Here is a 24,923-nt window from a genome sequence, read left to right on the forward strand (position 1 = left end):
CGTGCGGCGAATCGCGATCGTCGGCGCGGGCGGCGCCGGCAAGACCGTCCTGGCCAACCAGCTCGGCGCCCTGCTCGGGCTGCCGGTCACCCACCTCGACGCCCTGCGCTACGACCCGGCCTGGATCCCCGTGCCGGAGGTAGAGTTCGTCGCCGCGCAACGCGCCGTCGTAGCACAGCCATCGTGGATCGTCGACGGGAACTCGACGGCCAGCATGCCGGTCCGGTTCGCCGCCGCGGACACGATCATCTTCCTGGATCTGCCGCCGCTCGTGTGCCTGTGGGGCATCGCCCGGCGCCGGCTGCGCTACCGCGGCGGCCGGCACCCGGACGGTGTCCACGACCACATCACCGTCGTGTTCCTGCGCTACGTGATGGCCTTCCGGCGCCGGCACGCGCCAAGAGTCCGGGCCTGCATCGCCGAGCACGGCGCCCATGCGGTCCTGGTCGAGGTGACCAGCCGCCGCCAAGCCAATCAGCTCATCACCCGCCTCGGCGGCCCAGCCGCCGACACCGGCAGGAGCTGACGTGACGGTTGAGCACGGCGCCGGACCTCGGGCCGGGCCGCCGCAACGTGCACGGATGCAGCAACGTGCGGTAGGTGGGCAGCGTCGCGGCAGCGCTGGGCATGCAGCCGCCGTGAACGGGCCGGCCGTGCCGGCTCCCGCGGGTTGGCGCGGTGATCTGCGCCGGCTGTGGACGGCGTACTCGATTAGTGAGCTCGGCAGTGCGGTCGGCAGCGGGGCGCTGCCGCTGATCGCCGTACTCGTCCTGGACGTCTCCGCCTGGCAGGTGTCGATGCTCGCCGTGGTGGCCGGGATCGCAAGCGCGGCCGCGGCGGTGCCGCTCGCGCCGTGGATCGAGATCCACCGGAAACGCCCAGTCATGATCGCCGCCGATCTGGTCCGGTTTACGGTGCTGGCCAGCGTCCCGCTCACCGTGTGGCTCGGCGCGCTCACCTACCAGCAGTTGTGTGTGGTGGCCGCGGTGCAGACCGGCGGCGCGATCGTGTTCGCCGCGGCCAGTGGCGCCCACCTCAAACGTCTCGTCCCCGAACCGCACCGCACCCAGGCGAACAGCCGGTTCGAGACCAGCCTGTGGTCGGCCACCACGATCGGCCCGCCGGTCGGTGGGCTGCTGGTGTCCTGGCTCGGCGCGACCGCCGCCGTCACCGTCGATGCCGCCACGTTCCTGCTCTCCGCGATCGGTGTCGGCCGGCTCCGCAGCCGCGAACCCGACCCGCCCCCACCCGCAGCCGGGCGGCGATGGCTGCACGAGCTCAGCGGCGGGTGGCAGTACATCGCCGGCCACCGCGACCTCAAAATGTTGTTCTGGAACGCGATGAGCTTCGGCGGCGCGCTCATGGCCGCCTCCCCGCTGATCACGGTGGTGATGCTCCGCGACCTCGGATTCACGCCGTGGCAGTACGGCCTCGCGCTCGGCATTCCCTGCGTCGGCGGAGTCGTCGGTTCCCTTGCTGTCACCCCGCTGACCCGCCGCGTCGGCTGGCACCCACGTTCGGTGCTGCTGTTCTTCGGGGTCGCGCGGACGCTATGGCTTGGCGTCATGCCCCTCGCCCCGCCCGGCACCGCCGGCCTGGTGCTGATCATCGCGGCGGACACGCTGCTGCTGTGCTGCGCCGGGGTGTTCAACCCGACCTTCGTCAGCTATCGCATGCGGGCCACCGCCGATACCCACATGACCCGCGTCGCCACCGCCTGGTCGATCAGCTCCAAGACCGTCCAACCGGTCTGCATCGCCGCCGGCGGCGCGCTCGCCGCCGCGACGTCCACGCGCACCGCGATCGCCGTCGCTGGGGTCGCGGTCCTCGCGTCGACCGCGTTGCTGCCCTGGCGCACCGAAGACGCCGACTGGTCAGCTGACGACACGGCCGAGCCGCCGGCCACGGCAGGAGGCATCCGTGGGGCTTGACCGATACAGCAGTGATCCGGCGATGCACGCAACCTTCGTAGTGCTCGACTTCGAAGGCACCACCCCGGCCGGTGCACCGGCCGAACCGATCGAGATCGGCATCGTGCTGCTCCGCCTTGACCAGGCACCGGGCGGGTGGGACCTGGCCGAGACCGGGCGGTTCGAGGCGTTGATCCGCCCACCGGCCCACGCCCCGGTCACCGTGTTCGACACCCGCCAGACCGGCATCACCCCGGCGATGGTGGCCGGCCGGCCCGACGCCGCGACGGTGCTCGGCGGGTTCGACGCCACGCTCACCGCACCGCCGTACGTGACGGTCGCACACCACGCCGCCACCGAAGCCGGCATCCTGCGCCGCTACGCCACCGCTTGCCCGACTCTGGCCGCGGCCGCGATGCTCGACACCATCCGGCTGGCCCGGCACGCTTGCCCCGGCCTGCCCTCTTACCAGCTCGACACGGTCCTGGCCCACCTCGGCGTATCCGTCCCGGCCGACCGGCATCGGGCGCTGCCCGACGCCGCCGGTACCGCAGCCGCGTTCCGGCAGCTGCTCATCGCCGGCGGCAGCCGGCTGTCCTGGTCCAGGCTGTCGCAGCTGCACAACCTTGCCGGTACCGCACCACCTCAACAGCCAACAGGCCAGACAACGCTGTTCTGACGTCGGCCGGGCCCGGCCTGGAGATCCCGCTGTACCCGGTCGAAGGCGACGACCGAGTGCCGCTCACGTGCGGCCGGCGAGGTCTGCAGCTCCTCGCGCTGCGCGCCCCGACCGCGGCGACGGTCGATGTGGCCCGCTACGCCGCGGACACCGGCGCCGGGGTCGTCGTCCATCCGCCACGGCACTACCCGGAGTATCCGTTTGCGTCGTACTACGCGGGGTTTATCGCCGATCCAGACGGCATCCGCCTCGAGGTTGTTCACCTTGTCGACGCCGAGCACTGGCGTGCGCGGCGGAAACGGAGGGCCGCAGCCTTCGTCGCCGGGAGCGGTGCTTGACCAGATGGAGCGTGTGCGATGGGTGCATGCACGGGTCGCCGCCGTGTTCAGGAGCGATTCCTCCCGGGTGGGCCCGCCCCGGGATCTGGTGTGCTCGCGTCGGCGAGGAGGTAGAGCAAGGCGACGAGGGTCGTTCCGGCAACGATATGCCGCTTGTTGATGAGCGGCAGGACCTCCGTGGTCGGGATCCATTCGACCTTGTCGCTTTCGAAGGCGTCTTTCGGCGGGCCAATGTGGGTGGCGGCGTCGGCGCGGAAGATGTGGTGCTGGGAGGTCATGATGCCCGGTGAGGGCTGGCTGTAGACCAAGGGACGGATAGGTCCGGTAGGTCGCCAGCCAGTTTCTTCCTCGGCTTCGCGGGCTGCGGCGTCGGCTGGTTCCTCACCGGGTCTGATGCTGCCGTGCGGGATCTCCCAGGCCCACGTGTCGGTGATGAACCGGTGCCGCCACATCAGCAGTACCCGCTGGTCGCGGACGACGGCGATGCCGGCCCCGGGTGCCGCAGTGCGGATGATGCGGTGGTCCAGATGCCGGCCGCCCGGGATCTCGACGTCGGCGGCAGCGACGTGGACCCACTGGTCGCGGTACAGGTCACGTTCGCTGTGCACGGTCCAGCGCATCAGAGTCCCTTCAGGTGGAGAGTCGTCGGCCCGCTGCAGGAATGCGGCGACGTTCGGTTCGGCGGCGTGCGGGCGCAGCGCCTGGGCGACGTGCTCGATGCGGTCATGGATTCTGCCGGACTCTATGCCGATCGCCCGGTCGAGCATTTCGTCAGCGACGTGGACACCCCGGTCGAGGTCCGCACGCGCGGGTGTGGGCGTACCACCGCGGCCCACACCCGCCAGCACCGGAATCGTTCCCCTGTTCGGCGGCAGCGACTGCCGTTGATCAACTACCCCTCATACGGTCCCATAGTGCCGTCATGCGCAGGCGCGCGGATTGATTACAGGTCTGGGCGGACACCTCAGTACGGCGCACGGGATCGTTCGTCATGCAGGCGCCAGCCCAGCATGGTCATGTTCACGGCGACATCTGTCGCGAACCTCATCTTCTCGACGTCGGCTGTGATCTTGAGCGACACCATCCCCGCCGGCGCACCCGGGAGTTCGACCCGCTCGGCGGCATTGAGGGTGGTCCAGAAGTCCCCGTGTGTGATGCCGCTGCACAGGCTCCACACGAACACGGTGGCCGGTGAGCCTGGGGCTAGCGCCGTGCCGGCCGCCTCGACGATCTCCCGGTAGCCGACATGGCGAACCGCCACGTCGGCGTTCGCGCCCACTCGCCTGGCGAGGTCGCGTAGTTCGTCCACCCGCTCGCGCGCCGTGCGCACCGCGGAGTCATCGATCAGGCGTATGGCTCGGTCCCCGCTCCGCACGTCCAGCGCAGCGAACCGCAGGCGACGGGTGATGCGCTCGGTCCGGCTGCGGGGGTGCAGCATCCACACGGCAGCGCTGGCGTTCTCCAGCGCGGCGCGGATGAGGGCGTACGGCGCGTACATGTGGATGGCGTGAGCGTCGCGGAGCACGGACCGCAGGCAGTGGAGCGGGTCGATTGCGTGGCTCAGGGCATGCCAGGCGGCGTGGCTGGTTTCGAACGGGTGGACTCGCTCGTCGTCGGCGTGCAGCGGGCTACCAGCGGCAGGGCGTGCGTGTTCGGTGTCCGGATCGATGCGGGCCAACCAGCCGTCCACCTGACTCAGCAGGCGGAGGATCTCGTCGTAGTGCGGCCTGTCCTGCTCATCCACACCGGTCACGGTACGGACCGCGCCTCGACGGGGGCGAACGAGTTACCGGGCACAAGCCGCTCGACCGATGGCGTCAACCAACATCGGCGATGACGATGCCGGTCGTGAGCAACGGCACCTGCGCCACGACCTCACCGAGCGGATTGATGATGCTCGTCGGCCCGTAGCCGATCCGGTGCTCGTCGCGTTCGCCGGTGACGTCCGCCGACACCAGCCACATCCCAGTCTCCCGCGCTCGCACAGCTCGGATGCGGTGGTGCTCGTCCTTCCATCGCCGCGCGGATTCCCGGCGCATCATGTTCTGCGCCGGGACCAGCAGCACACGGGCGCCTTGGGCCGCGACCTGTGCGGCGGCGTCGGCGGAGCGGGTGTCGGAGCAGATGTTGATCCCGAATCTGACCCCGTGCAGCTCGAAGGTCGGGTACTCCCCGCCCGGGTGGAACAGCGACTCGCCGGGCATCAGGTGCGTCTTGCGATACGCGCCGAGCAGTTCGCCGCCAACGACGACGACCGCGGTGTTGCAGTACCGGCGCCCAAGCTGCTCGATGACACCGAACACAAGCGTCTGCCGGATCGACCGCAGGCGCCGCAGCATTGACGTGAACGTCTGCGAGCGCAGGTCGAGTGCATGGCGGCGGAGATGCTCCTCGGTGACGAGATAGCCCTGCAGGAAGCACTCCGGAAACAGCAGCAGCTGAGCGCCGAGCGCGTCGCCCCGCACGGCGAAGTCCTCGATGCAACCGAGCGCTGCCTCGACATCACCGAGGAACTCGGAAGCCTGACAGGCGCCCACCCGAAGTTCCCGGGCGCGGCTGTGGTAAGAGTGCTGGGCAGTCGTCATCAGCATTCGCCAGTGCGAGTCAACCGCTGCACGCTGTCACCGCCCGCGCGATGCGGCGTCCAACCAGCCGCTCGGCCGTGGCGAGCGGATACCATGCCGCACCTCGCACCTCCGACGCTTGCAGCCGCCCCACTTCCGCCTGCACCGTCGTGAATGCGTATCCGAAGTCGAGATGGTGGTGTTCCGGCTCGTCCTTCGCCGGGCGCGCCGGCACTGTCCCGTACTCGACGTAGACCGGGATCTGCGACGCCGGGAGCAGCCGGCTGGGATCGACGCCGGTTTCCTCGACGAGCTCTCGTACCGCCGCGCCGATCAGCGTGGCATCCGTCGGTTCGAGATGCCCTCCAGGCTGCAACAGGATCCCGTAGGCAAGGTGATCGACAAGCAGCACCTCGACGCCGCCGCGGACCAGGAGCGCACCCACCGTGACGTGCATCGCGAAGTTGCGCCGCGACGCGAACCCAGCTCCGTGAGCCAGCAACCTCACCGGCTCGGACAGTAACCCGGCCTCGTCCGGGTAGCGCTGCAGATACGCCGACAGTGCACCTGCGATGTCCGAGTCACCGATCACCACCGGCCACCTCCGTCCCAGTTCGCAAGTTCAGCACTCCAGGATCTCCGGTTCCACCTGGGCGACGGAACCCAGCAGAGCCTCGAGGACCTCGTCGCGGCGTTGGGTCCACCACTCCAGCAGCCCGGATGCGGAACGGAAAAACCCGTCACAGGACGTGTCCCCACGCTCGTAGCGGAGCCTGAGGTGCCAGGTCTCGCAGACGCGGTCCCACCACAGCCGGTCCGCGGCGTCCTCGATCGCCGCGTCCGGCAGCACCCGCCGGGCCCGGTACCCGCAGACGAACGCGCCCACCCGCGGCAGGTCCAGACCCGGCCCCGGCTCCGCCGCGAAGATCAGCATGGCCGCGCGGACGAGCTCCGCCGCGACCGGACGCACCCGGAGCCGGTCCCAATCCAGCACACCGGCCACCGCCCCGGCCTGCCACACCAGGTTGTTGTGCTGGTAGTCCCCGTGTATCCAGCCCGCCGGCCCGCACAGCACCCCGCTCACCGGACGCCGGTCAGCGACGCCGTTCAGCAGGCGCCGCCGCCGCGGCACTTCGGCCACCACGAACGTGTCCATCGCGTCCCCACCGGCCGCAGCCGCGAGGGCCCCATACCGGGCCAGCTGCTCATCAGCGGCGGCCACCTCGCAGACCGGTTCGACCACCATCGGAGGCGCCGTCGGCAGCACCGCGCCGAGCGCGTCGTGCACGTCGGCGAGCAGCGTGCCAAGTCCGGCCGCCTCCGCCATGGTCAATTCGGCGCCGGCCCGGCTTACGCCGGTCACCCACCTCGCCGCCGTGTACACCACGCCGGCCCGCTCGACCAGGTGGTCACCGGCGGCTGTCAGCAGCGGGGTCGGCACCGGCAACCCACGATCGGCCAATGCCTGACAGACAACCGCTTGCCGCCGCGCGGCGACCGCGTCGACGTCCAACACCTCCTTCACCGCCGCGGTGCCACCAGCCGCGTGAACCCGCCAGCTGCGGTTCATCGTGCCGGCAGTTAGGACCTGCACATCGAGCACCCGACCAAGACCGAATGCCGCCGCCACGTCGCCCAGTATGCGAGCCGAGTCCGGCTGGACGTCAGCGGTCGGCACCGGTGAAGACGTCGAGCAGCACGCGCCCAACTAGGTCATCGCCATCGGCAGGATGGTCCAGGGGAAGATGCCGCAACGCGTTTGCGAACGCCGCCGGGGGCGCCCCATGCTGCAGACCCAACGTGATCGCCGTAGCAAGCGCATCGGCGAGCCCTGCCAGCGTCGAACCGTGCACGCCTGCGCGGAAATCAACCCGGGCCAGCGTGCCGTCCGGCGCGTGCCCCGTGCTCAGCACGCCCCGCTCGCCGCCGATCGTCACATCGACCGTGCAGCCGGCCATCCGCCGCTGCCGCGGCCCTGGCAATGTCCCCGACATCGTCAACCCCCGATCCCGTAGCGTCGGCCGCGGACCGGCCAACGCCACCGCACGTTAGGCCGTCACCCGAGACGCCGGTAGCACCGACACCCACCAAAATCGAACACATGATCGGCTCGCCGGAGCAAAGCGGCCGACACGCCGAGAGGCCGCGGGCGCGGGCTATCAGACAGCCGAACGGTCGTCGTAGCCGAGCAGTCGCATAGCGGCGACATTGTCGGGGTGGGCCCAGAACAACCGGTGCAAGTCCTCCGGCATCTCATCGCGATGCGTGCCGGTGTGCCCGCGGCGGAAGAACCGATCGTCGGTCCGGCGCAGCTCGTCCAGGGACGGGATGACCGCGCCCGACCGCGGTGCAAGGTGCGGCGCCACGACGGCGACGACCCGCTCGACGGCGGCGACCGGATCGGCGGCGAGGTCTTCGTACCGCAGGACCGGCCGGTGCGGCACCGGCGGCGTCAGCCAGCTGAGCACGTTCGCGCCCCAGCTTCCGGTCCCTATCGCCGCGCGGCGGATGATCCGGGCACGCAACTCGTCCTCGTAGCGACCAGGTTCTGCTTCGCTGGCCTGTCGGGCCCAGGACACCAGGGCATCGCGGCCGTCACGGACCAGGCAGATCGCCGCGTCGGATTCGTCGACGTCGGTGTCGCGCTGTCGATGGGTTTTGATCATGTGCAGGTCGCTGGAGGCGCGCATCATCTCCAGCGGTGCAGGCCGGTCGGTGTAGCCGACCAGGTCGGCGCCGACGCGTTCGGCGACGCCGTCGACGTCGTAGATGACCGACGTGCGGATGCCGTAGCGGCGGTACAGCGCTATGCGCAGCAGCGTGTTGCCCGACCGGGGGAACGAGGCGATCCACACGAGCATCCGAGCACCATATCGACATACTCGATCCCGTGACTGACCGCGCGCGACCGGCCGCCTTCGAGCAGCCGGGTGCAATGGGTGACCCACCTGCAATGCCGGAGCCTGATGACCCTCGTCGAGCGGAAGATTCGGCGGCCCTGTCTGCCGCGGCGGCGCAGCACAAGGTCACGGTCCTCCAGCTGCTGCACCAGACTGACAAGTCCATCGTCGCAGCCGGCCGCCGTGACGGCAGGCCCGTGATCGCCAAGCTGCTCACCACCGACGACCCATACTGGACCGATCGGCGCACCCACGAGGTCACCGTCTATCGGGCGTTCGAGTCGACGCCGCCACCGTTTCCGGTGCCACAGCTGATCGCTCACGACGACCGCCTAGCGCTCTACACGGTGATCCCCGGCGTACGGCTCGGCGACGAACGGCACCTCACCGCCGACGTACCCGCCGGCGTCGCCGCCGCGATCCTCGACGCCCTCGACGCCGTCCGCAGCTGGACGCCCCGGCCGCCGCTCGCCGAGCCGATCCCGAGCTACCCGACCCGCATCGACGCCGAACACGCCGCAGGGCTGCTCACCGATGCCGACCACGACCGCTTGCAGCGGCTCCAGGCGGTGCTGGGCCCGGCGCGGTGGACCAGCCACGGCGACCCGATCCCGTCCAACCTGCTGTTGCACGACGGCACCTGCTCCATGATCGACTGGGAGTTGTGCGGCCGTTTCCTGCCGGGCTACGACCACGCCGTCCTGCACACGGTCACTGCGGCGGCCAGCCCCACCCTCGCCGCGGCGATCGACGCGCGGGTCGCCACGCTCGGCATCACCGACGCCTACCTGGTCAACCTCGGCATCGTCCTCTGCCGGGAGATCCGCATCCACCGCACGCTGCCGTCCGGGCCCGTCCGCGAACAACGGCTCGCGGCCCTGGACCACCTGTGCCGCCAGTGGCGGCACCGCCTACAGTCCCAGACTGGGTAACCCCACGTAGAAAGTGCGACCGTCCACGACGTCGCCGCCACTGATGGCGGTATCCGACGAGGTCGCCGGCGTGCGCCGGACCGGTCGGCCCGCCAGGCTCGCCGGGCACCTGCGGACGGGGGCGCCGACGGGATCTGGCATTGCGGTACGGCGAGCCGGGTCCTGCTTCGGTTACTGGGAGTGGCGCATGTCGAGATACAGGTCGGGATAGGTCTCGACCATCTCGAGTCTGGCGATGTCGGCGTGCGGCGTGTCGCCGTCCGGCAGCGTGACGAGCACGTCGGTGCCATCGGCCAGCAACGCGGCCACCCGTTGATGGCCGTGCTCGACGACCTCAATCTGCTGATCGCCCTGGACGGCCACGTATCGATATCCGCCGCGGACGTCGCGGCGCACCTGCTGAGCCCGCTCCACCCAGGTCCACGCCGGGTTCCCGGGCGTGACGCCGGCGTAGCCGATGACGTTGTCGTGGTTGCGCAGCTGGTATTGGATCTGCCGATACGGCGCCGTGGGCGCGGTCTCCTTCGCGGTCTTCACGCTCGTCTTGAGGTGAGCGTCCGCTGCCGGCCAGAGTGCCGCCCGGCGCTCGGTCGACCGTGTCGCCAGCGGCGGCAGGAACACCTCGAAGGTGTCCAACCCCATCGGCCTGGTGAGCAGCACATGGTCAGGCTCACCGGCGGCGGGGTCGCGGTCGGGCAGCAACTCGACGTAGGCGTACTGCAGCGCAGGCCCTTCCCTGGTTACGAGTCTGGGCTCGACGTGCTGGAAGAACGCGATCGCGTCGAGCAACGTCTCCACCACGGACCGGCCCGCCACGGCGGAGCGGTAGCCGTGTTGTGCTTCACGACGGGCCCGCATCTGGTTCGAGGTCGCGGAGTGCGGAAGGTCCACGTAGATCGGGGGCAGGTCGGCATAGTCGGCCCAGGCCGGCACGAGACGGTAGATCGTCCGCCCGTGCACGGCGATGCCGATCAGCCGCCGCTCTACGAGCAGCCCGTCGAAAGCGACCGGGGCATGCGTTTCGCAGTTGCGAACCAGTTCCAGACCGGTGACGACCCGGCCAAGGCGGTGGTCGGCGCGCACCTTCTGGTACGGCAGGCCCAGCGCATCCTGGAACACCGCCTCGTCGAGGATGTTGACGACGAGGCACGCCTGCACCGCCTCGATCAGCGCTGCCTGCCGATCCTCGATGGTCGCGTACCAGAAGGCGATCACAGCCCGCCGCAGCGCCCGCATGTAGAGGACCGCTTTGGCCAGGTGCTCATCGCCCAACGTCAAACCCGCAGTCACCACTACAGCGTGCCCGTCCGGGTCCTGCCGGCGCGAACACTTATTCGGCAAGCGCGCCCGCCGCCGCCCTATGTTGCAGCGGAGTGGTGTGGGCGGCCGGCGGGCACTCACCCGGCGGGCACCCGCCCCTCCGCCCCGCCCGCCCGAACGATCCCGCCTTGACGGGCAAGCGGCTCGGAGCCGCGGAACCCGCAACGGCGGGAGGTGCGCGTCGGTGTGTCGGCGAGGCAGGGGTGCTGGAGACGTAGCGACCTCTACGCGGCGGTGGGCACTTCCTGCAGCCCTGCCAGATCGACGTCCGCGGCGTCGAGCAGCGCCTGGACCTCGGGCAGCTGCAGGTGGTCGACGACGTTGTCGCCGTGCAGGACCCGGAACCAGGCCACGTCGCCGCGGCGTACGGCTTCGACCCGCCACCCGCCGTCCGCCGTCCCCAGCGCACCGGTCACCACGGTCTCCGCAGGCGCGGCTACAGGAGCTGGGCGGAAGCCGGCACCTGGTGGCGGCTGCTTGTCCGGGCGGAGTCCTTTCCAGCTCGGGTGACGTAGCAGCCCGTCCGGGGTGACCGTCCGGTACGCGACTTCGCCCACGATCGCCGGTTCGACCCAGGTCGCGCCGCGGGCGTGGTCCCGCGGAACCCCCGGCACCGGCGGGGTGTCGCGGTGCAGCGGCGCGAGGAACTGCTGCAGGTGGTGCAGGTCAACGTCGCGGAAGCCGGTGCCGACGCCGCCGGCGAACCGCAGCGTCCCGTCCGCCTCCGGCAGGGCCATCAGCAGCGACCCGATCGTCCCGGCGCGGCGGCCCTGACCCGGCCGGTGCCCGATGATCACAATATCGGCCGTGTTCGCGAAGGGATGCTTCACCCACGCTGGAGAGCGGCGGCCGGGCTGGTAGATCGAGCCGGCCTGCTTCGCCATCACCCCTTCCAGGCCGAACGCCCGCGCCGCGGCGACCGTGCGTGGCCCGTCGTCGAACCGCTCCGGCACGTAGGCCACGACCCCACCAGCGGTGTCGCCGGCCGACGGGAGTCCGGCAGGACGGGGCAGGCCCAGGCTTTCCAGGAGCGTTCGGCGCTGCTCGTATGGCAGCTCGATCGTCGGCTCGCCGTCCAGGGCGAGCAGATCGAAGACGTAGAGCCGCACCGGTGTCCTGGTCAGCAGCGCCGGTGTCGGCGTCTGGACGTGCATGCGGTCCTGCAGGCGGGCGAACTGGGGGCGGCCGCCCTCGTCGAGCGCGACGAGCTCACCGTCCAATAGCACCCGCCGCCCGCCGAGCTGCGCGGGCAGCCCGCTCAATTCCGGGTACGAACGGGTGAAGTCCCGGTCGTTGCGCGACCGTGCCATCACCCGGCCGCCGGCGGACGCGACCACTGCCCGGACGCCGTCCCACTTGAACTCGAACCACCAACCTGCTCCCGACGGCACCGGCCCCGGTGTGGCCAGCATCGGGGCCGCCATCACCGGCAGTGCAGCTGGCTCGGCGCCGGTCGTGTTGTTCTCGCCGGCGTCGCGGTTCGCATGCACGCCTCCAGCCTGCCGCATCATCGCCCCAGGTCAAGCCGACACTAGGCACGCGCAAGAATTACATCGGCGTCATTCGCCGCCCAGGCGTCCCGCGGCGTCGGATCGCCGTACTGTCGCCCCCGCGCGGAACCGACGGCCTAGGTGAGGCCGGGGATGCGGCGGCCGCGAACGTACGTTCGGCGGTGGCCGCGTTGCGCACCGCCCGAGCCGAGTTGTACCCCCTGTACGGCGTACCAGAGTTCCCCGTCGATGGTGATCGGGTCATCGACGTCGATGTGCTCGACGCGCAGGACGAGCGGCCCGGCGCCGTAGCGGTAGTCGGCGTCATCGAGGACCAGGATCGGATCTGGGCGTTCCCCGACGGTCATCGCCGGCTGGTGCCGGCCGGGGCGAGCCGCTGTTGCAGGTCCAGCAGCCGGCGGATCGCCTGGCCCATGCCCAGTAGCTGGAGGGTCCCGCCGAACCGGTGCTGCACCTCGCCGAAGACCCGCAGTCCGGCCAGGGAGCAGTAGGTCACCCCCGCCACGTCGACCTCGAGCACCGCCGGGTTCCCCGCAGCAACCGCGTCGTCCAGGGCCGCGCGCAGGTCCGGCGCGGTGGCCTCGTCGAGCACTCCGGCGACCGCGACCCGCAGCACACCGCTCGCTGGCTGGTCGGCAACGGTGCGGACCGTGAGCACCTCGGCGCGGATCACCATGCACCTCACGGTAAGACGCCCAAGACCCGGACGGCAGCGGACGGGCGGACCGGCTCGCCTGCCGGACGGACACGACCCAGCGTCGTCCGGGTCTGTCACCGTCCGGCAGATCGGATCTGAGTCACCCCTCCTGCTAGTGGCCGTGTGGCCCTAATATGGACGCCATGGATGGTCTCCGGCTGGGCAGCGTGCGGTATCTGGCGGTCGCTGACGAGATTCGGACGGCGATACTCTCCGGCGTGTACCCGCCTGGCACGGCCTTGCCGGCCGAGCAGCGGCTGTGCTTCGAGTACCGGTGCGGCCGCGACACGGTCCGCGATGCCCTTGACGTCGTCCGCGGGGAGGGCCTGATCATCAAGGAGCGCGGGCGTCCCACCCGGGTCACACTGCATACCGACCACGTCACGGTGCGCCTGCAGCCCGGGACGGTCGTCGGTGCCCGGATGCCGATGCGGCCCGAGACCGCCGTCCTGCAATGCCGGCCCGAGGTGCCGCTGCTCACCGTCCTTGGCAGCGACAGCGCCGAGCGCCTGTATCCCGCCGACCGAGTCTTGCTCGTGGTGCCACCGGCAGCATCCGCCTGAGTCCGTGGAGGGCGATGCGGCGGACGCCACATCGTGTCGGACTGGGCGATGCCCTGGTACCGCCGTATCGTCCGGACGTGACGATCAACCCTGGCAGCGCCGACGCACCGCCGGGCACACCCGACCGAGCTGCACAAAACCTCCAGACATTCCTCGCTGAGGTAGCACACCGTGGCGGGCAGCCCGCTGGCACGCCCCAGCGCATTCTGGACGGCGACAGTCGAGGCCGTTACGCCTTCGACGTGTCCACGGACGGCGGTGCCACAGTCCGGATCCTCATGCCGGGGCTGCCGATCGAAGCGATTCGTGATGATCTTCGAGCGTCCGCGCCGTGCGTTCTCTCAGGGTCCGTGACCCGTTGCGTGGCGTTGCATTGACCACCTGCCGGTAGGTCCGTGCATCGCTTCTCTCGGGGTGTTGTTCAGTAGCGCGATGTTGCTGATCAACAGGAGGCGGAGACCGAGTGACGCGGGTGTTTCGTGTGCAGATGCCGTCCGGGGACCGGTACTGGACGGTCCTCGATGAGGAGCTGCGGGTTGAGTCCGTAGCGGACGGATTTCTGCGGGAGTTGCGGTTCGGGCGAGACCGGGCCGAGGCGACGACGAAGTCGTACGCCGGTGGGGTCGCGTTATTTCTGCGGTGGTGCCGCGGGACCGGCCGGGACTGGCGGGTGGCCGCGCAGGACATGGGGCTGTTCATCACCTGGCTGCGGTTCGTTCCGGTCGACGGCGGACCGGTGGTTGCAGGGCCGGGCGCGAAGCCGGTCAGGGGTGAGCGGCGGATCAACCTCGTGCTGGTGGCGGTCCGGGCGTTCCTCTCGTTCGCGGTGACAAGCCGCCAGGCGCCGCAGCATGTTCTCGGTGTGCTCTACGACCTGGCCGATACGCGGAGTCTGCCGCGGGAGGCGCAGGCTGAGCATGGCGGTCTGGCCTACCGGCTCCGTGCCCGGCATCGGCTGAGTGAGCCGGACACGGGGGTCGACCGGGCGAGCGACCCGGAGATCGTCGCGCTGTTCGAGGCCTGTCGTTCGGCTCGGGATCGGCTGCTCGTGCTGCTGCTGTCGCGGGCGGGGTTGCGCCGTGGCGAGGCAACCGGGCTGCGGCGCAGCGATCTGCACCTGCTGCCGGACAACCGGCCGGTCGGGTGCGCGGTGGATGGCGCGCACCTGCACGTGGTGCCGCGCACCAACGGCAACGGGGCGCGGGCGAAGTCCCGGCGTGGTCGCGTTGTCCCGGTTGACGCGCTGGTCGTGCTGGCGATCGATCTGTATGTGGTGGAGCGTCTGCAGTGTTCCGCGGCAGCGGGCTGCGACTTTCTCCTGGTAAATCTGTTCCGGGCGCCGGTGGGCAGCCCAGTGACGCCGGCCGCGGTCAATGAGCTGTTCGAGGCGCTGTGTCTGCGGGCCGGGCTGGGTAGGCGCGTGACACCGCATATGTGCCGGCACGCGTTCGCCAGCAACCTCGCCGACGCCGGCGCGACCCTGGATGAGATCCAGCGGCTGATGGGTCACGCGAATCCGGCGTCGTCGCAGCCGTACCTGCATCCGGACGCGGGGCGGCTGCGGGCCGCGGTGGAGCGGGTGCCATCGCCGCGGACGCTGCAGCAGGGCGGTGCGCGATGAGCCTCACCTCGGCCGTCGCGCCGGTCGAGCCGCTGGTTGCGGATGCCGAGGTGGCCGCATTGTGGGCGGTGATCGACCGTGAGCTGCTCACGGCGATGGGCTGGGACGGCGAGCGGCACGTTCTGCTCGTGCCGCAGAACGACGTCCAGCTAGGTTGGCAGTCCTGCGCGGTCCAGGAGTGCGGCAAGAGCGTTCGGATGCGCGGGGAGGCGCTGTGCCGGGCCTGTTGGCGGCGGTGGCAGCGGACTGAGACCCCACTGGAGGTGTTCGTCGGGTTGGTCAAGCCGTTGCAGCGGTCGATCGGGGTGCAGGGATGCGACGTGCCCGGCTGCCAGCGGCCGTGGCGCACGTCGCGGCGGCGACTGTGCGCGGGCCACGACTGGCAGCGGCAGAAAGCCGGTGAGTCCCTCGAGGTGTTCCTCGCCCGCACGGATCTGGTCGCGTACACGACGCTCGGGCCGTGCTCGGTGGTGGCGTGTACCCGGGACCGGGTCGGTCAGGCGCCCTACTGCCAGGCGCACGAGCAGCGACTCCGGGCAGCACTGCGCGCGGACCCGGATCTGGACGTGTCGGCGTGGCATGCCATCACACCAGCGATAGCAACCAAGGGCGAGGTCAGCCTCCGTGGGCTGGCGCCGCGCGTCGTGGCCGAGCTGCTCTACGGAGTGCAGCAGCGGCTGCGCAGCGGCGCCCGAACCCCCGAATGGCTGATCCGCCGGTTCAGCGACGAGGCCCGAGCTGTCGGGGCGGCCCGCGTCGACGGCGTGCCGCTCGGACCACTGTGCGCCCCGGTCCGGCAGTTCGCGGGCACGCTCGTGCGAGCCCTCGATCGAATCGGCAGCAGCCCGGAGGTCGAGCGGGGCAAGGACGTGTGGGACCTGACGGTGTTCGGCGCGCAGGGTTGGTTGCGGTTTACCGGTCTGCGGCAGCCGTGGCTGCGGTCGGCTGCGCAGCTGTGGGCGGCCGAGGATCTGCCGAAGCGGCGCGGCCACTCGGTCGGCCGGGTCGTCGCTCATCGCGTGGCCGCGCTCGTCGCGCTGTCCGACAGCCTGTACCTGCAACGCCCGGACCACGGCCAGCATCCGGCTGTGCTGTCGCGGCGGGACGTCACCGCGTTCACCAACCGGCTGGCGTACCTCGTCGCCGAGGGCTCCATCTCCGCGGGCATGCGGTTGCGGTGGACGCGGTTCGTGCGCGGGACGCTGGACGACATGCGGTCCATGGGGTTGACCCGACCCGGGCAGCCGCTGCAGGGGCTGGCCGACGACTTCCGCATCAGCAGCTCCGACATCCCCGACGGGCCTGACGAGTTCGACGCCGGCAAGGACCTGCCCAGCGAAGTCATGCAACACCTCGCTATGCACTTGCCGGCCCTCGAGCAGGTGTCCACGCCCGACCTGCGCGCTGCGGTCGAGCTGCTGATCGACACGGGACGCCGGCCGAACGAGATCGCCACCCTCGATCTGGACTGCCTCGATCGCGACGTGGACGACAGCCCGGTGCTCATCTACGACAACCACAAGGCGAACCGGCGCGGCCGTCGGCTGCCGATCTCCGCCGCCACGGCCGCGGTCGTCGTTGCACAGCAGGAACGCGTCCGGGCCCGGTACCCGGACACGCCAACGGCGGAGCTGAAGCTCTTGCCGGCCGTGCAGAAGAACCCGCACGGCCGCAAACCCATGACCGCCGCCAACATCAGCGAGCGGCACCGGCACTGGGTCACCCAACTGCCGGACGTCGTCATCCCCACGGTCGTCAACGTCGGCGGCACGGCGGCCACGAAGCTGCTGCCGTTCGACAAGATGAAGATCACTCCGTACGCGTACCGGCACACCTACGCGCAGCGGCACGCTGATGCCGGCGTCGACGTCACCGTGCTCCGCGAGCTCATGGACCATCGGCTGCTGAGCACCACCCAGGGCTACTACCGCGTCGGCGAACACCGCCGCCGCGCCGCAGTCGAGCGGGTCACCGTCATGCAGTTCGACCGGCACGGCAACCGGACCTGGCGAACGGCGCAGACCATGCTCGAGTCCGAACACGCCCGCCGGGCCGTCGGCGCGGTCGCCGTGCCCTACGGCAGCTGCTCCGAACCGGCCAACGTCGCCGCCGGAGGGCAGGACTGCCCAGTGCGGTTCCGGTGCGTCGGATGCAGCCACTTCCGTATACGTTCCGCGTGTTGTGCGAGGTCGTGTTGTCGGCTTGGGGAGCGCGTGTGGCGGGCGAGTGGCAGTTGTTCTGGGTCGGTGGTGGCAGCGCGTCGAGCCTCGTGGCCGGCGATGAGCCGGCCGGGTGGACAGACCTTGTGGAGCGGGAGCGGGCGCTGGGGTTCGGGGATCGGCAGCCGATCCTGGTGTCGCCGGAGGGACGCGTCGATGCGAAGCTGAGCGAGTTCTTCCGCCGGTCGCGCTTCTCCTCGCGTGCGGCCGGGACGCGGGAGTCGTACGTGCTGGACTACCGGTTGTTTTTCTCGTTCCTGTGGCGGGCGGGCCGTAACTGGGACCAGGCCGCGGTCGATGATGTGGAGGACTGGGAGGACTGGCGGCTGCGCGGGCGGGGCAACCAGCGGCGTATCGGTGGGGCGAAGTGGGTTCGGGAACTGGCCGCGCTGCGGTTGTTGTATGAGTGGGCCGCTGCCCGCGGTTACGTGGCAGCGAGCCCGGTGCGGCTGCGGTCTGTTCGCTCGCGTGACGGTCGGCCGGTGCAGGTCGCGGAGCTGGCGCCGACGGATGTGCGTTCGTCGAACGTGAAGTGGCTGACGCCGCGGGCCTACCGACTGTGGCGGGATGTGGGCCTGCGCGGTCACGGCGCGGACGGACGCCCGGATGAGTCGTGGCGGGGCCGCAATGACGGGCGGGATGCAGCGTTCGCCGACGTGCTGTTCGCCAGTGGGCTACGCCGTCGGGAGGCGGGCACGCTGCTGACCGTGGAGCTGCCGGATACCACCGAGGTACGCGGGTACTACGCGGGGCGGATCGCCGCGGCGGTGGCCAAGCACTCCGAACGCTATTTCTACGTCAGCGCGGCGGCTTTGAAGGGCGTGGAACTATACCGCCTGACGACCCGGGATTCGGCGGTACGCCGGGCCCGCGGCGAGGGCCGGTACGAGACGCTGGACGTGCGGTGGATCGTGCAGAGTGTCAGCCGTCGGGGCGACGTCGCCTGGGTGGACGAGCACGGCCAGCGGGCGGAGATGTCGCTGAACGCCCTGACCGACCGGGACCGGCTGAACCTGTTCACCGACGGCGAGGATGGCCTGGAGCCGTTGGCGGTGTGGTTGACCGAAGCTGGCATGCCGATGCGCTACCGGGGTTGGAGCAAGGTCTTCGAGCGGGCCAGTGACCGCTGCCGGGCATTGGGCTTGGAGGTGTTCGCGACGCCCCATATGCTGCGGCACTCGATGGCTCTGCGGATGCTGGTGTCTCTGCATCACGCCTTGGACCGTCGCCTGGGGTTGACGCCGAGCGAGCGGCGGCACTATGAGGCGCTTTACGGCAACGTGTGGTCGATGGTCAAGGATTTGCTTGGGCACCGTTCGGAGGAAACCACCCGCACCATTTATCTGGAGCCGGTTCGTGGGTTGCAGTTGGACGGTCTACTCGGTGATGAGGAGCATCCGGACAATACCGAGTTGTTGGCGCGGCTGGCCGAGCGCACCGGCTTGGTCTTGGACGTCCCCGGGCAGGTGGGTGCGTGAGCGGGCGGCGGGCCACGCTGTCGCCGGCCGGCTATCGCAGGGCGGGCAACCTCGGCGCGGACGGTCTGGTGGTGCACGCGGTGGGACAGGCGGGCGAGGAACACGGCACGTACGACTTTCACGGCTGCCCGGGCCCGGAGGCGCTCAAACGGGACCTGGTCGCCGCTTTCGCCGGATGCGCCGCCGCCAACGGTAGGTGGGGTAGCGCCAAAACCTGCGACAACTACGCGAAGTATCTGCGCCACTTCCTCCGGTTCGCCGCCGCCTGCAGCCCGCCGGTGACGGCGGTGGGCCGGATCAGCTCGGCGGTGTGGAACCGGTGGACGCTGCCGGATCCCCGACGGCGTCAACTGCGGGTGGTGCTGCTGGAGATGGCGTCGCTGCCGGCGGACACCCGCGCGGCCATGCAGGCCCGTCGCCGGGCCATCCGGACTGGGCAGGTGCGCTCGTACACGTTGGAGGAGTTCAAGGCCATTCGAGGCGCCGCCGGCAAGACGGTCAGGTCCGCGGAACTGCGCATCGACGAGGGCGCGGTCCTGTTGCAGCGTTGGCGGGCCGGGCAAACACAACCGGGCAGCGTCGACGCGCAGTGGGGCTGGTTGCTGGAGCACATCAGCCGCACCGGCGAACTACCTCACAGCACGGTGTCGACCGACGGCACCCGGTACCTGTCTCGGTCGGTGCGGCGCCTCCTCGGAGCGGGCGGCGGGCCGGCGGCGCTGGCCCGGCTCTACCCGACGTATGCGGAGATGGGGGCCGCGGTAGTGCTGCTGGTCTGTCACGAGGCGTGGAACCTGTCGGTGGTGGAGACGATGCGGGTGCCGGAGCAGTGGCCCAACGCCGACTCCGGCGACGCGGCGCCGGCGATTCACCGGGTGGACACGGACAAGCCCCGGCGAGGTCCGCGGCGTCGTCACGGCAGCAACAATGTGGTCGACGTCGGCGAGGGCAGCCCTGGCCGGGCGATGGCGCAGGTGGCGGCCATCACCGCGCAGGCGAGGATCACCTTGGGGAACCTGGGCACGCCAAATACCCGGCTGTTGTGGTCGCGGCGGGCCAAGGCGTTGGAGGGTGGCAGCGTGTTCGCCGACGGCACCACTGCGGAGAATGCCATCAAGGCCTGGTCGGCTAGTGCTGGTCTGACCGGCGGTGACGGTCCGCTGCGGGTCGGTGCCCGGCGGTTGCGCCGCACCGTGCAGGTGCTCTACGGCGGTCCCCGCAACAACACCGTGCGCACCCACCAGGACGTTTACCTGCTGCGCGACGAGCAGGTCCGTGAGGAGGCCGGGCAGGTGGTCGCCGCCGGGTTGGCCGAGGCGGTCGAACACGCTGCGGCTCGGGTGCGGATGCGTATGGTCGCAGACGCTACCGGCGTCACCGCTGCCGCTGTGCGGCAGGTCGCCGAACAGGCCGGGGTCGCCGCCGGCATCGCGGCGCGGGTCGTCGCGGGCCGGTTGGACACCGCGGCGGCGGCGTGCATCGACTTCGAACACAGCCCGTTCACGGTGGCCGGGCCGTGCACCGTCTCATTCTTGTTGTGCTTCGCGTGCCCCAACGCGGTGGCTACCGGCCGGCACCTGCCCCGCATCGTCTACCTGCACAAGATCCTGGAGACGCTGCGGGCCACGCTGGACGCCTCGACCTGGGCCGCGGACTGGGCCGGGCACCACGCCCGGGTCGCGGACCTGGTGCACACCCACACCACCGATGCCGAACGGGCCAGGCTGTTGGTCGTGCTGACCGACCGTGACCGGGAACCGATCGACCGGATGCTGGAAAGAAGACTGGACCCGTGACCCGGCCCCTGCCCCTGTCCCGCCGTGGTGGCCCCGATCTGGTCGACCCGGCCTCGGACACGCCGATCTTCCCGTTGCACCGGGCCAGGCCGGGCACCGCTGAGGCCGGTATCCCGCGGTTCGGTGAGCTTCGCTGGCAGTTGGCCGCGCTGGAGCATGGCCAGTCCGGCAGGACCCAGGCCGTCAACTGGGAGACGTTCCCCGCTTCGCTGCGTGTCGGGTTCATGCGGGCCGGTTGGGCGGTGATCAACATTCCCACCCCGGCGGTTCTGCTGCGCCGGCCAGGTTCCAGTACCCGTCCGCAACTGTCGGCGGGCAGTCTGCAACGCACGTTTCGGGCCTGGCGGTTCTTCGCCGCCTGGCTGTCGCAGCGCCAGGTCTGCCAGCTGCGCCAGGTGGGCCGCCCGGTCCTGCTGGACTATCCGCAGGTCCTGCACGGACGCGGCCTCACGCCCGCCGCGGCGGCCATCGAGATGTTCGCCGTCACCCGGCTGTGGGCCTACGCACCGTTCCTGCTACCGGCCGACCGCATCGCCATGCCGCCGTGGGACGAACCGGGCGCTGAACCGGGCGACTTCCTCGGTGAGGCACGCGGTCCGGGAGCAGAGAACACCACGGTTCCGGTCCACCCCGCGGTGATGTCACCACTGCTGATCTGGGCGCTGCGCACGGTCACCGACTTCGCCCCGGACATCCTCGCCGCCTGGCGCGAGACGTGCCGACTGCACGCCCGCATCGCCCCCACAGCCATTCCCGGAGGACGCGAGCAGATCCGCACCTACCTGCGGCACCTGCGCGAGACCGGCCAACCGCTACCGGTCTTCGCCGGCGCCCAAGCCGGGGCCCTCGCCCAAGCACACCGGGCGATGGCCGGACCGTACGGCGAGCCTGCCGCTGAACGGCCGTTGGTCCACAATGCCGTCATCGCCGCCGTGGCGGGCGTCTCCGTCGCACAGGTCGCCAGCCTGCTGCGGGACCGCCCGCAGGAGTGGGACGGTCTGCGGCTGGGGACCGGGGCGCCGCTGCCGGTACCGGTCACCGCCCGGCTGGACGGCCGTGCCTGGACGCAGGCGATCGACTTCGCCGACGCCACCGACCTGGCGCTGCACCTGTCGGCTGCCGCGCTGCTCACGGTGAGCTACCTATCCGGCATGCGCCCGAAAGAGGTCCTGCACCTGCAACGCGGCTGCGGCAGGGCCGAGCCACAACAGGACGGCACGGTGCGCCATGTGGTCACCGGGCGACATTTCAAAGGCGTCACCGACGAGGCCGGCAACACCATTCCCGAGGGTGAGATACGGCCGCAGTCATGGACTGTGATCGAGCTGGTCCACCGCGCCATCACGATCCTGGAGGAGTTGACCGACGGGCAGCAGCTGTTCCCGCGCGCGTTGTCCAAGGCCCCGAAGCCTCGCACCTACCTCGGCGACGTGTTGACCCCGAACATGGCCAACGCGCGGATCGCCCGGTTCACCGGGTGGGCGAACAATCTCGCAGACGTGCACGGACGCCTGCACGAAACGATCCCCGACGACCCCGCAGGGGCGGTCACCATGCGCCGCCTGCGACGTACCGTAGCCTGGTTCATCAATCGCCAGCCCGGCGGGCGCATCGCGCTGGGCATCCAGTACGGGCACCTGCGCGCATCCCTCGCCGAGTCCTACGGCGGACGCTCCACAGTAGACATGCTGCAGATCCTGGACCTCGAACAGGCCCTGGCCACCGCCGACGCGCTGAGCGAGGCAGCCGAACGGCTCAACACCGGTGAAGGCGTCAGCGGCCCGGCCGCAGCCCGCTACATCGCCGCCGCAGCGCAGTTCCAGGCCGCCTACCCCGGAGGGTTCGTCTCCACCCGCCAGCACAAGGCCCTGCTGGACAACCCTCGCCTGCAGGTCTTCGACCACCCCCAGGCCATGCTGACCTGCAACCACGACCCGCTCAAAGCGCTCTGCAACCCGAACCGTGGCAAGACCGCCAGCGCGACCCAGCGCACCCCAAGCCTCGACCGGTGCCACCCGGCCTGCGCGAACATCTCCCGCACCGACACCCACATCGGACGCGTCCAGGCCGAGATCGACCAGATCGGGGCGGAGCTCACCGACGACCTGGCTCCCCACCCGATCCGACAACGTCTACTGCAGCGCCACAGCGCATTGGAGCAGATCATCGTCCGTCACGAAGCCACCCGCATCCACCCCGACACCGACCTGGGAAGCCACCAGTGACCGAAGCCCAGCAGGAACAACGCCCCCAGGCGGCCGACATCGCCACAGCCGTCGGCGCTGCGCTGACCGGCGCGACCTGGGCCGCCGATCCGGGCCGGAGTGAGGACGCCGCCGAAATCCAGGCGATCACCCAGGCCATGGTCCGGCTACTCGTCGGCGTCCCGCTGCACTCCGACGGCCAGCTCACCATCAAATCCCTCGCCCACGAGGCCGGCCTGCGACGCAACAAGCTCACCCACAAGCACACCGGACTCAAAGACCTGTTCTACGCCCTGGTCAGATCCCAGGACCACCGCCCGAAGATCGCCGACAGCCTGCAAGTCGACAACGACCAGCTCCGGCACAAGCTCACCGATCTGCGCGGCGAGCACAACAAGCTCAAGCAGCGGCTGGCCACGTTCGCCCGCGTCGTCCACGTCCTGGAAGTGGAAAACGCCCAACTACGGGAGCAGAGCCGACCCGGTGCCACCGTCCGGCCCCTGCAACGGCGACCTCGCTGACCAGCATTTACCCGACCCAGTAGAGCTCAGCCCGACCGGTAGCGTGCACGGCGGAAGCCGCCACACGTTGCTGTGCCATCCGGACATGCCGATGAGCGGATGACTACCGTCCGGCCAGCTCGGCGACGACGGGGGCGAGAGCGCCGGCGACATCCGCTCCGAACACGAAATACGAGAAACCGATCTCCTCCCGTCGCCGTTGGATCTCCTCGGCGGCAGCCGTGGGGTCGCTGGAGAGAAAGGCCAGTGAGTCTGCGGCCTGGACGGCGGCGGTGTCTAGGTCGGGCCCGGCCATAAACGGAGCGACCGAGTCGCCGATCACAGGCACGTGCAACGCCAGTTCGACATCGCGACGGTTGTCGAATTGTCGTACCCGTTGCGTCGACTCTGCCCGCGACTCGATCTGCGGCATCACGAAGGTCACCGTGTCGGCGAGCTCAGCGGCCAGCGCTTGCGCCTTGGGGCCGGCCACTGCCATCGCAACCGGGGTGTGCCGGTCTGCGCCATCAAGTTCCCGCAGGGCCGTGACGACGTCACGTACTTGATCCGAGCGTTGGCTCGCCGGAACGACGGGCAGGCCCAGATCGCGGAGCTGGTCGGCGATCCCGGGCCGGCCAGTACCGATGCCCATCTCAAAACGACCGTTCGTGAGCACAGACAGCGAGTGCGCCTCCCACGCGGTGCTCCACGCTGGCCGCACCGGAGAGGCGTACACCCAGGTACCCACTCGCAGGCCGGTAATCGTTGCCGCGACCGCCAGCGCCGGACCTGGCGCCGGCTGCCATTGCGGCACGTCGGGCATCAAGATCGTCGAGTAGCCACTGTCAGCCAGACGACGCAACTGGTCCCGCCAGGTCGCCACATCGCTGGTGATCGGAGCAACGACCCCGAACCGCAGCGGCCTAGTGCCGCCTCCCAAGGTAACCGTCATGGTCATGATCCTCCTATGCCTCGCCCAGTGCCGAGCTCTCGAATACTCCACGATCGGGCCGCATCGCTTCCGACAGACCGCGAGCCCATTTTGGACGGGGCCGGTGCAAAGACCAGCACGACCTCCCCAACCACCTACCCGTGTGGTTCGTCAACTCGTGGCCGGTGACTCCAGACATCCGCTCGTGCCGCGAGTCGCGCGCCTCCACGCTGTCCGACTACCGAGGATCGGTGCTGCGAGCCCGGACGTCGGCATCGTGCAGCCTGTGAAGGCCAGGTCCTCGCCCGGCCGCAGCCCCCGCTGGCCATGGACCAGCGCACTTGAAGCCGATGTGGCTAACCAAACGCACGCGACGGCGCGGGCGTCGCGGCATCCGAGCCATGGGGCCGCGGCCCGCCATACCTGCGGACCCGGGTGTCTGGCCGCTGTTGCCTGAAACAAGATCAGGCGCCCCTCATGTGTACGGGGGCGCAGCCCTTTCCCTGGAGACGAGTCCTCACCGACCGCGCCCCGACCTCATCGAACACAAGATCGAGGCAACACGGCCAGACTTGACACGGAAGGACACTTCAGCACCGACATCTCATACCTGCCCGACCTGGAACGCTACCTCGGCGACCTGCTCCGCCACCGCGAACGCCTGTTGTCGTCGCTCACGAAATTCCCCGGGGCTGCGCTCAGGTAATTCCCCAGGTGGTGGGCCTCGGGTGTAGTTCTACTTGGTGGTGTCCTTGGTTGT

At 70.2% G+C, this 24,923-nt stretch carries 24 protein-coding genes; 12 read left to right on the plus strand and 12 right to left on the minus strand.

Annotation, left to right across the window (positions count from 1 at the left end):
• The first annotated feature begins 1 nt into the window (after position 1).
• From AB0H83_RS23500 to AB0H83_RS23515, 4 genes are all read left to right on the plus strand, one after another.
• Positions 2–526, plus strand: coding sequence for a topology modulation protein (locus AB0H83_RS23500; protein WP_360097660.1), 525 nt, complete (start codon positions 2–4; stop codon positions 524–526).
• Between the two features lie 112 nt (positions 527–638).
• Positions 639–1,931 carry an MFS transporter gene (locus tag AB0H83_RS23505; RefSeq protein ID WP_360097663.1) on the plus strand — a complete coding sequence of 431 codons (1,293 nt, stop codon included), beginning with the start codon at positions 639–641 and terminating at the stop codon, positions 1,929–1,931.
• Positions 1,921–2,589 (plus strand): 3'-5' exonuclease, encoded by a 669-nt coding sequence (locus AB0H83_RS23510; RefSeq protein ID WP_360097666.1) that lies wholly within the window; start codon positions 1,921–1,923, stop codon positions 2,587–2,589. Before AB0H83_RS23505 ends, AB0H83_RS23510 begins: the two co-directional genes overlap by 11 nt.
• A gap of 56 nt (positions 2,590–2,645) precedes the next feature.
• Positions 2,646–2,927 carry a hypothetical protein gene (locus AB0H83_RS23515; protein ID WP_360097669.1) on the plus strand — a complete coding sequence of 94 codons (282 nt, stop codon included), beginning with the start codon at positions 2,646–2,648 and terminating at the stop codon, positions 2,925–2,927.
• Between the two features lie 47 nt (positions 2,928–2,974).
• On the opposite strand, the gene AB0H83_RS23520 is transcribed toward AB0H83_RS23515, so the two are convergent.
• From AB0H83_RS23520 to AB0H83_RS23550, 7 genes are all read right to left on the minus strand, one after another.
• Positions 2,975–3,775 carry an NUDIX domain-containing protein gene (locus AB0H83_RS23520; protein WP_360097672.1) on the minus strand — a complete coding sequence of 267 codons (801 nt, stop codon included), beginning with the start codon at positions 3,773–3,775 and terminating at the stop codon, positions 2,975–2,977.
• Positions 3,776–3,891: 116 nt separating this feature from the next.
• Positions 3,892–4,671 (minus strand): hypothetical protein, encoded by a 780-nt coding sequence (locus tag AB0H83_RS23525; protein ID WP_360097675.1) that lies wholly within the window; start codon positions 4,669–4,671, stop codon positions 3,892–3,894.
• 73 nt (positions 4,672–4,744) lie between these two features.
• A complete protein-coding gene (locus AB0H83_RS23530) occupies positions 4,745–5,464 on the minus strand; it encodes a carbon-nitrogen hydrolase family protein (protein ID WP_360097678.1) in 720 nt (239 codons plus the stop codon).
• 67 nt (positions 5,465–5,531) lie between these two features.
• The gene (locus AB0H83_RS23535) at positions 5,532–6,086 is read right to left on the minus strand and encodes an NUDIX domain-containing protein (RefSeq protein ID WP_360097681.1); all 555 of its coding nucleotides are present in this window, start codon (positions 6,084–6,086) and stop codon (positions 5,532–5,534) included.
• 27 nt (positions 6,087–6,113) lie between these two features.
• The gene (locus AB0H83_RS23540) at positions 6,114–7,169 is read right to left on the minus strand and encodes a phosphotransferase (RefSeq protein ID WP_360097684.1); all 1,056 of its coding nucleotides are present in this window, start codon (positions 7,167–7,169) and stop codon (positions 6,114–6,116) included.
• On the minus strand, positions 7,156–7,449 hold the full coding sequence (locus AB0H83_RS23545; RefSeq protein WP_360097687.1) for a hypothetical protein: 294 nt from the start codon (positions 7,447–7,449) through the stop codon (positions 7,156–7,158). Before AB0H83_RS23545 ends, AB0H83_RS23540 begins: the two co-directional genes overlap by 14 nt.
• A 201-nt stretch (positions 7,450–7,650) precedes the next feature.
• Entirely contained in the window at positions 7,651–8,352 is a 702-nt protein-coding gene (locus tag AB0H83_RS23550) for a sulfotransferase domain-containing protein (RefSeq protein ID WP_360097690.1), read from the minus strand.
• 236 nt (positions 8,353–8,588) lie between these two features.
• On the opposite strand from AB0H83_RS23550, the gene AB0H83_RS23555 reads away from it, so the two are divergent.
• Positions 8,589–9,323: a phosphotransferase gene (locus AB0H83_RS23555; protein ID WP_360097693.1), complete on the plus strand. Its 735-nt coding sequence runs from the start codon at positions 8,589–8,591 to the stop codon at positions 9,321–9,323.
• A 171-nt stretch (positions 9,324–9,494) separates the two neighbouring features.
• Here the strand turns inward: AB0H83_RS23555 and AB0H83_RS23560 are convergent, their stop codons facing one another.
• From AB0H83_RS23560 to AB0H83_RS23575, 4 genes are all read right to left on the minus strand, one after another.
• Positions 9,495–10,616, minus strand: a complete 1,122-nt coding sequence (locus AB0H83_RS23560) for a hypothetical protein (protein WP_360097696.1) — start codon at positions 10,614–10,616, stop codon at positions 9,495–9,497.
• A gap of 251 nt (positions 10,617–10,867) precedes the next feature.
• On the minus strand, positions 10,868–12,133 hold the full coding sequence (gene ligD / locus AB0H83_RS23565) for a non-homologous end-joining DNA ligase (RefSeq protein ID WP_360097699.1): 1,266 nt from the start codon (positions 12,131–12,133) through the stop codon (positions 10,868–10,870).
• Between the two features lie 137 nt (positions 12,134–12,270).
• Entirely contained in the window at positions 12,271–12,501 is a 231-nt protein-coding gene (locus AB0H83_RS23570; protein ID WP_360097702.1) for a hypothetical protein, read from the minus strand.
• Entirely contained in the window at positions 12,498–12,830 is a 333-nt protein-coding gene (locus AB0H83_RS23575; RefSeq protein WP_360097705.1) for an STAS domain-containing protein, read from the minus strand. Before AB0H83_RS23575 ends, AB0H83_RS23570 begins: the two co-directional genes overlap by 4 nt.
• A 155-nt stretch (positions 12,831–12,985) precedes the next feature.
• Between AB0H83_RS23575 and AB0H83_RS23580 the strand changes: the two genes are divergently transcribed.
• The 7 genes from AB0H83_RS23580 to AB0H83_RS23610 all read left to right on the plus strand — a co-directional run bounded on the left by AB0H83_RS23580 (position 12,986) and on the right by AB0H83_RS23610 (position 23,253).
• Positions 12,986–13,414, plus strand: coding sequence for a winged helix-turn-helix domain-containing protein (locus tag AB0H83_RS23580; protein WP_360097708.1), 429 nt, complete (start codon positions 12,986–12,988; stop codon positions 13,412–13,414).
• 463 nt (positions 13,415–13,877) lie between these two features.
• A complete protein-coding gene (locus tag AB0H83_RS23585; protein WP_360097711.1) occupies positions 13,878–15,035 on the plus strand; it encodes a tyrosine-type recombinase/integrase in 1,158 nt (385 codons plus the stop codon).
• Positions 15,032–17,422 (plus strand): site-specific integrase, encoded by a 2,391-nt coding sequence (locus AB0H83_RS23590; RefSeq protein ID WP_360097714.1) that lies wholly within the window; start codon positions 15,032–15,034, stop codon positions 17,420–17,422. Before AB0H83_RS23585 ends, AB0H83_RS23590 begins: the two co-directional genes overlap by 4 nt.
• Positions 17,341–18,732 carry a site-specific integrase gene (locus tag AB0H83_RS23595; RefSeq protein ID WP_360097717.1) on the plus strand — a complete coding sequence of 464 codons (1,392 nt, stop codon included), beginning with the start codon at positions 17,341–17,343 and terminating at the stop codon, positions 18,730–18,732. The genes AB0H83_RS23590 and AB0H83_RS23595 overlap by 82 nt, the downstream gene beginning before the upstream one ends.
• Complete coding sequence (locus AB0H83_RS23600) at positions 18,729–20,528, plus strand: hypothetical protein (RefSeq protein WP_360097720.1); 1,800 nt, start codon at positions 18,729–18,731, stop codon at positions 20,526–20,528. The genes AB0H83_RS23595 and AB0H83_RS23600 overlap by 4 nt, the downstream gene beginning before the upstream one ends.
• Positions 20,525–22,753, plus strand: coding sequence for a hypothetical protein (locus tag AB0H83_RS23605; protein ID WP_360097723.1), 2,229 nt, complete (start codon positions 20,525–20,527; stop codon positions 22,751–22,753). The genes AB0H83_RS23600 and AB0H83_RS23605 overlap by 4 nt, the downstream gene beginning before the upstream one ends.
• On the plus strand, positions 22,750–23,253 hold the full coding sequence (locus tag AB0H83_RS23610; RefSeq protein ID WP_360097726.1) for a hypothetical protein: 504 nt from the start codon (positions 22,750–22,752) through the stop codon (positions 23,251–23,253). The genes AB0H83_RS23605 and AB0H83_RS23610 overlap by 4 nt, the downstream gene beginning before the upstream one ends.
• A gap of 103 nt (positions 23,254–23,356) precedes the next feature.
• Here the strand turns inward: AB0H83_RS23610 and AB0H83_RS23615 are convergent, their stop codons facing one another.
• The gene (locus AB0H83_RS23615) at positions 23,357–24,190 is read right to left on the minus strand and encodes an LLM class flavin-dependent oxidoreductase (protein WP_360097729.1); all 834 of its coding nucleotides are present in this window, start codon (positions 24,188–24,190) and stop codon (positions 23,357–23,359) included.
• Between the last annotated feature and the right edge of the window lie 733 nt (positions 24,191–24,923).

Origin of the sequence: Dactylosporangium sp. NPDC050688, from assembly GCF_040654515.1 — a bacterium.
GTDB lineage: Bacteria > Actinomycetota > Actinomycetes > Mycobacteriales > Micromonosporaceae > Dactylosporangium.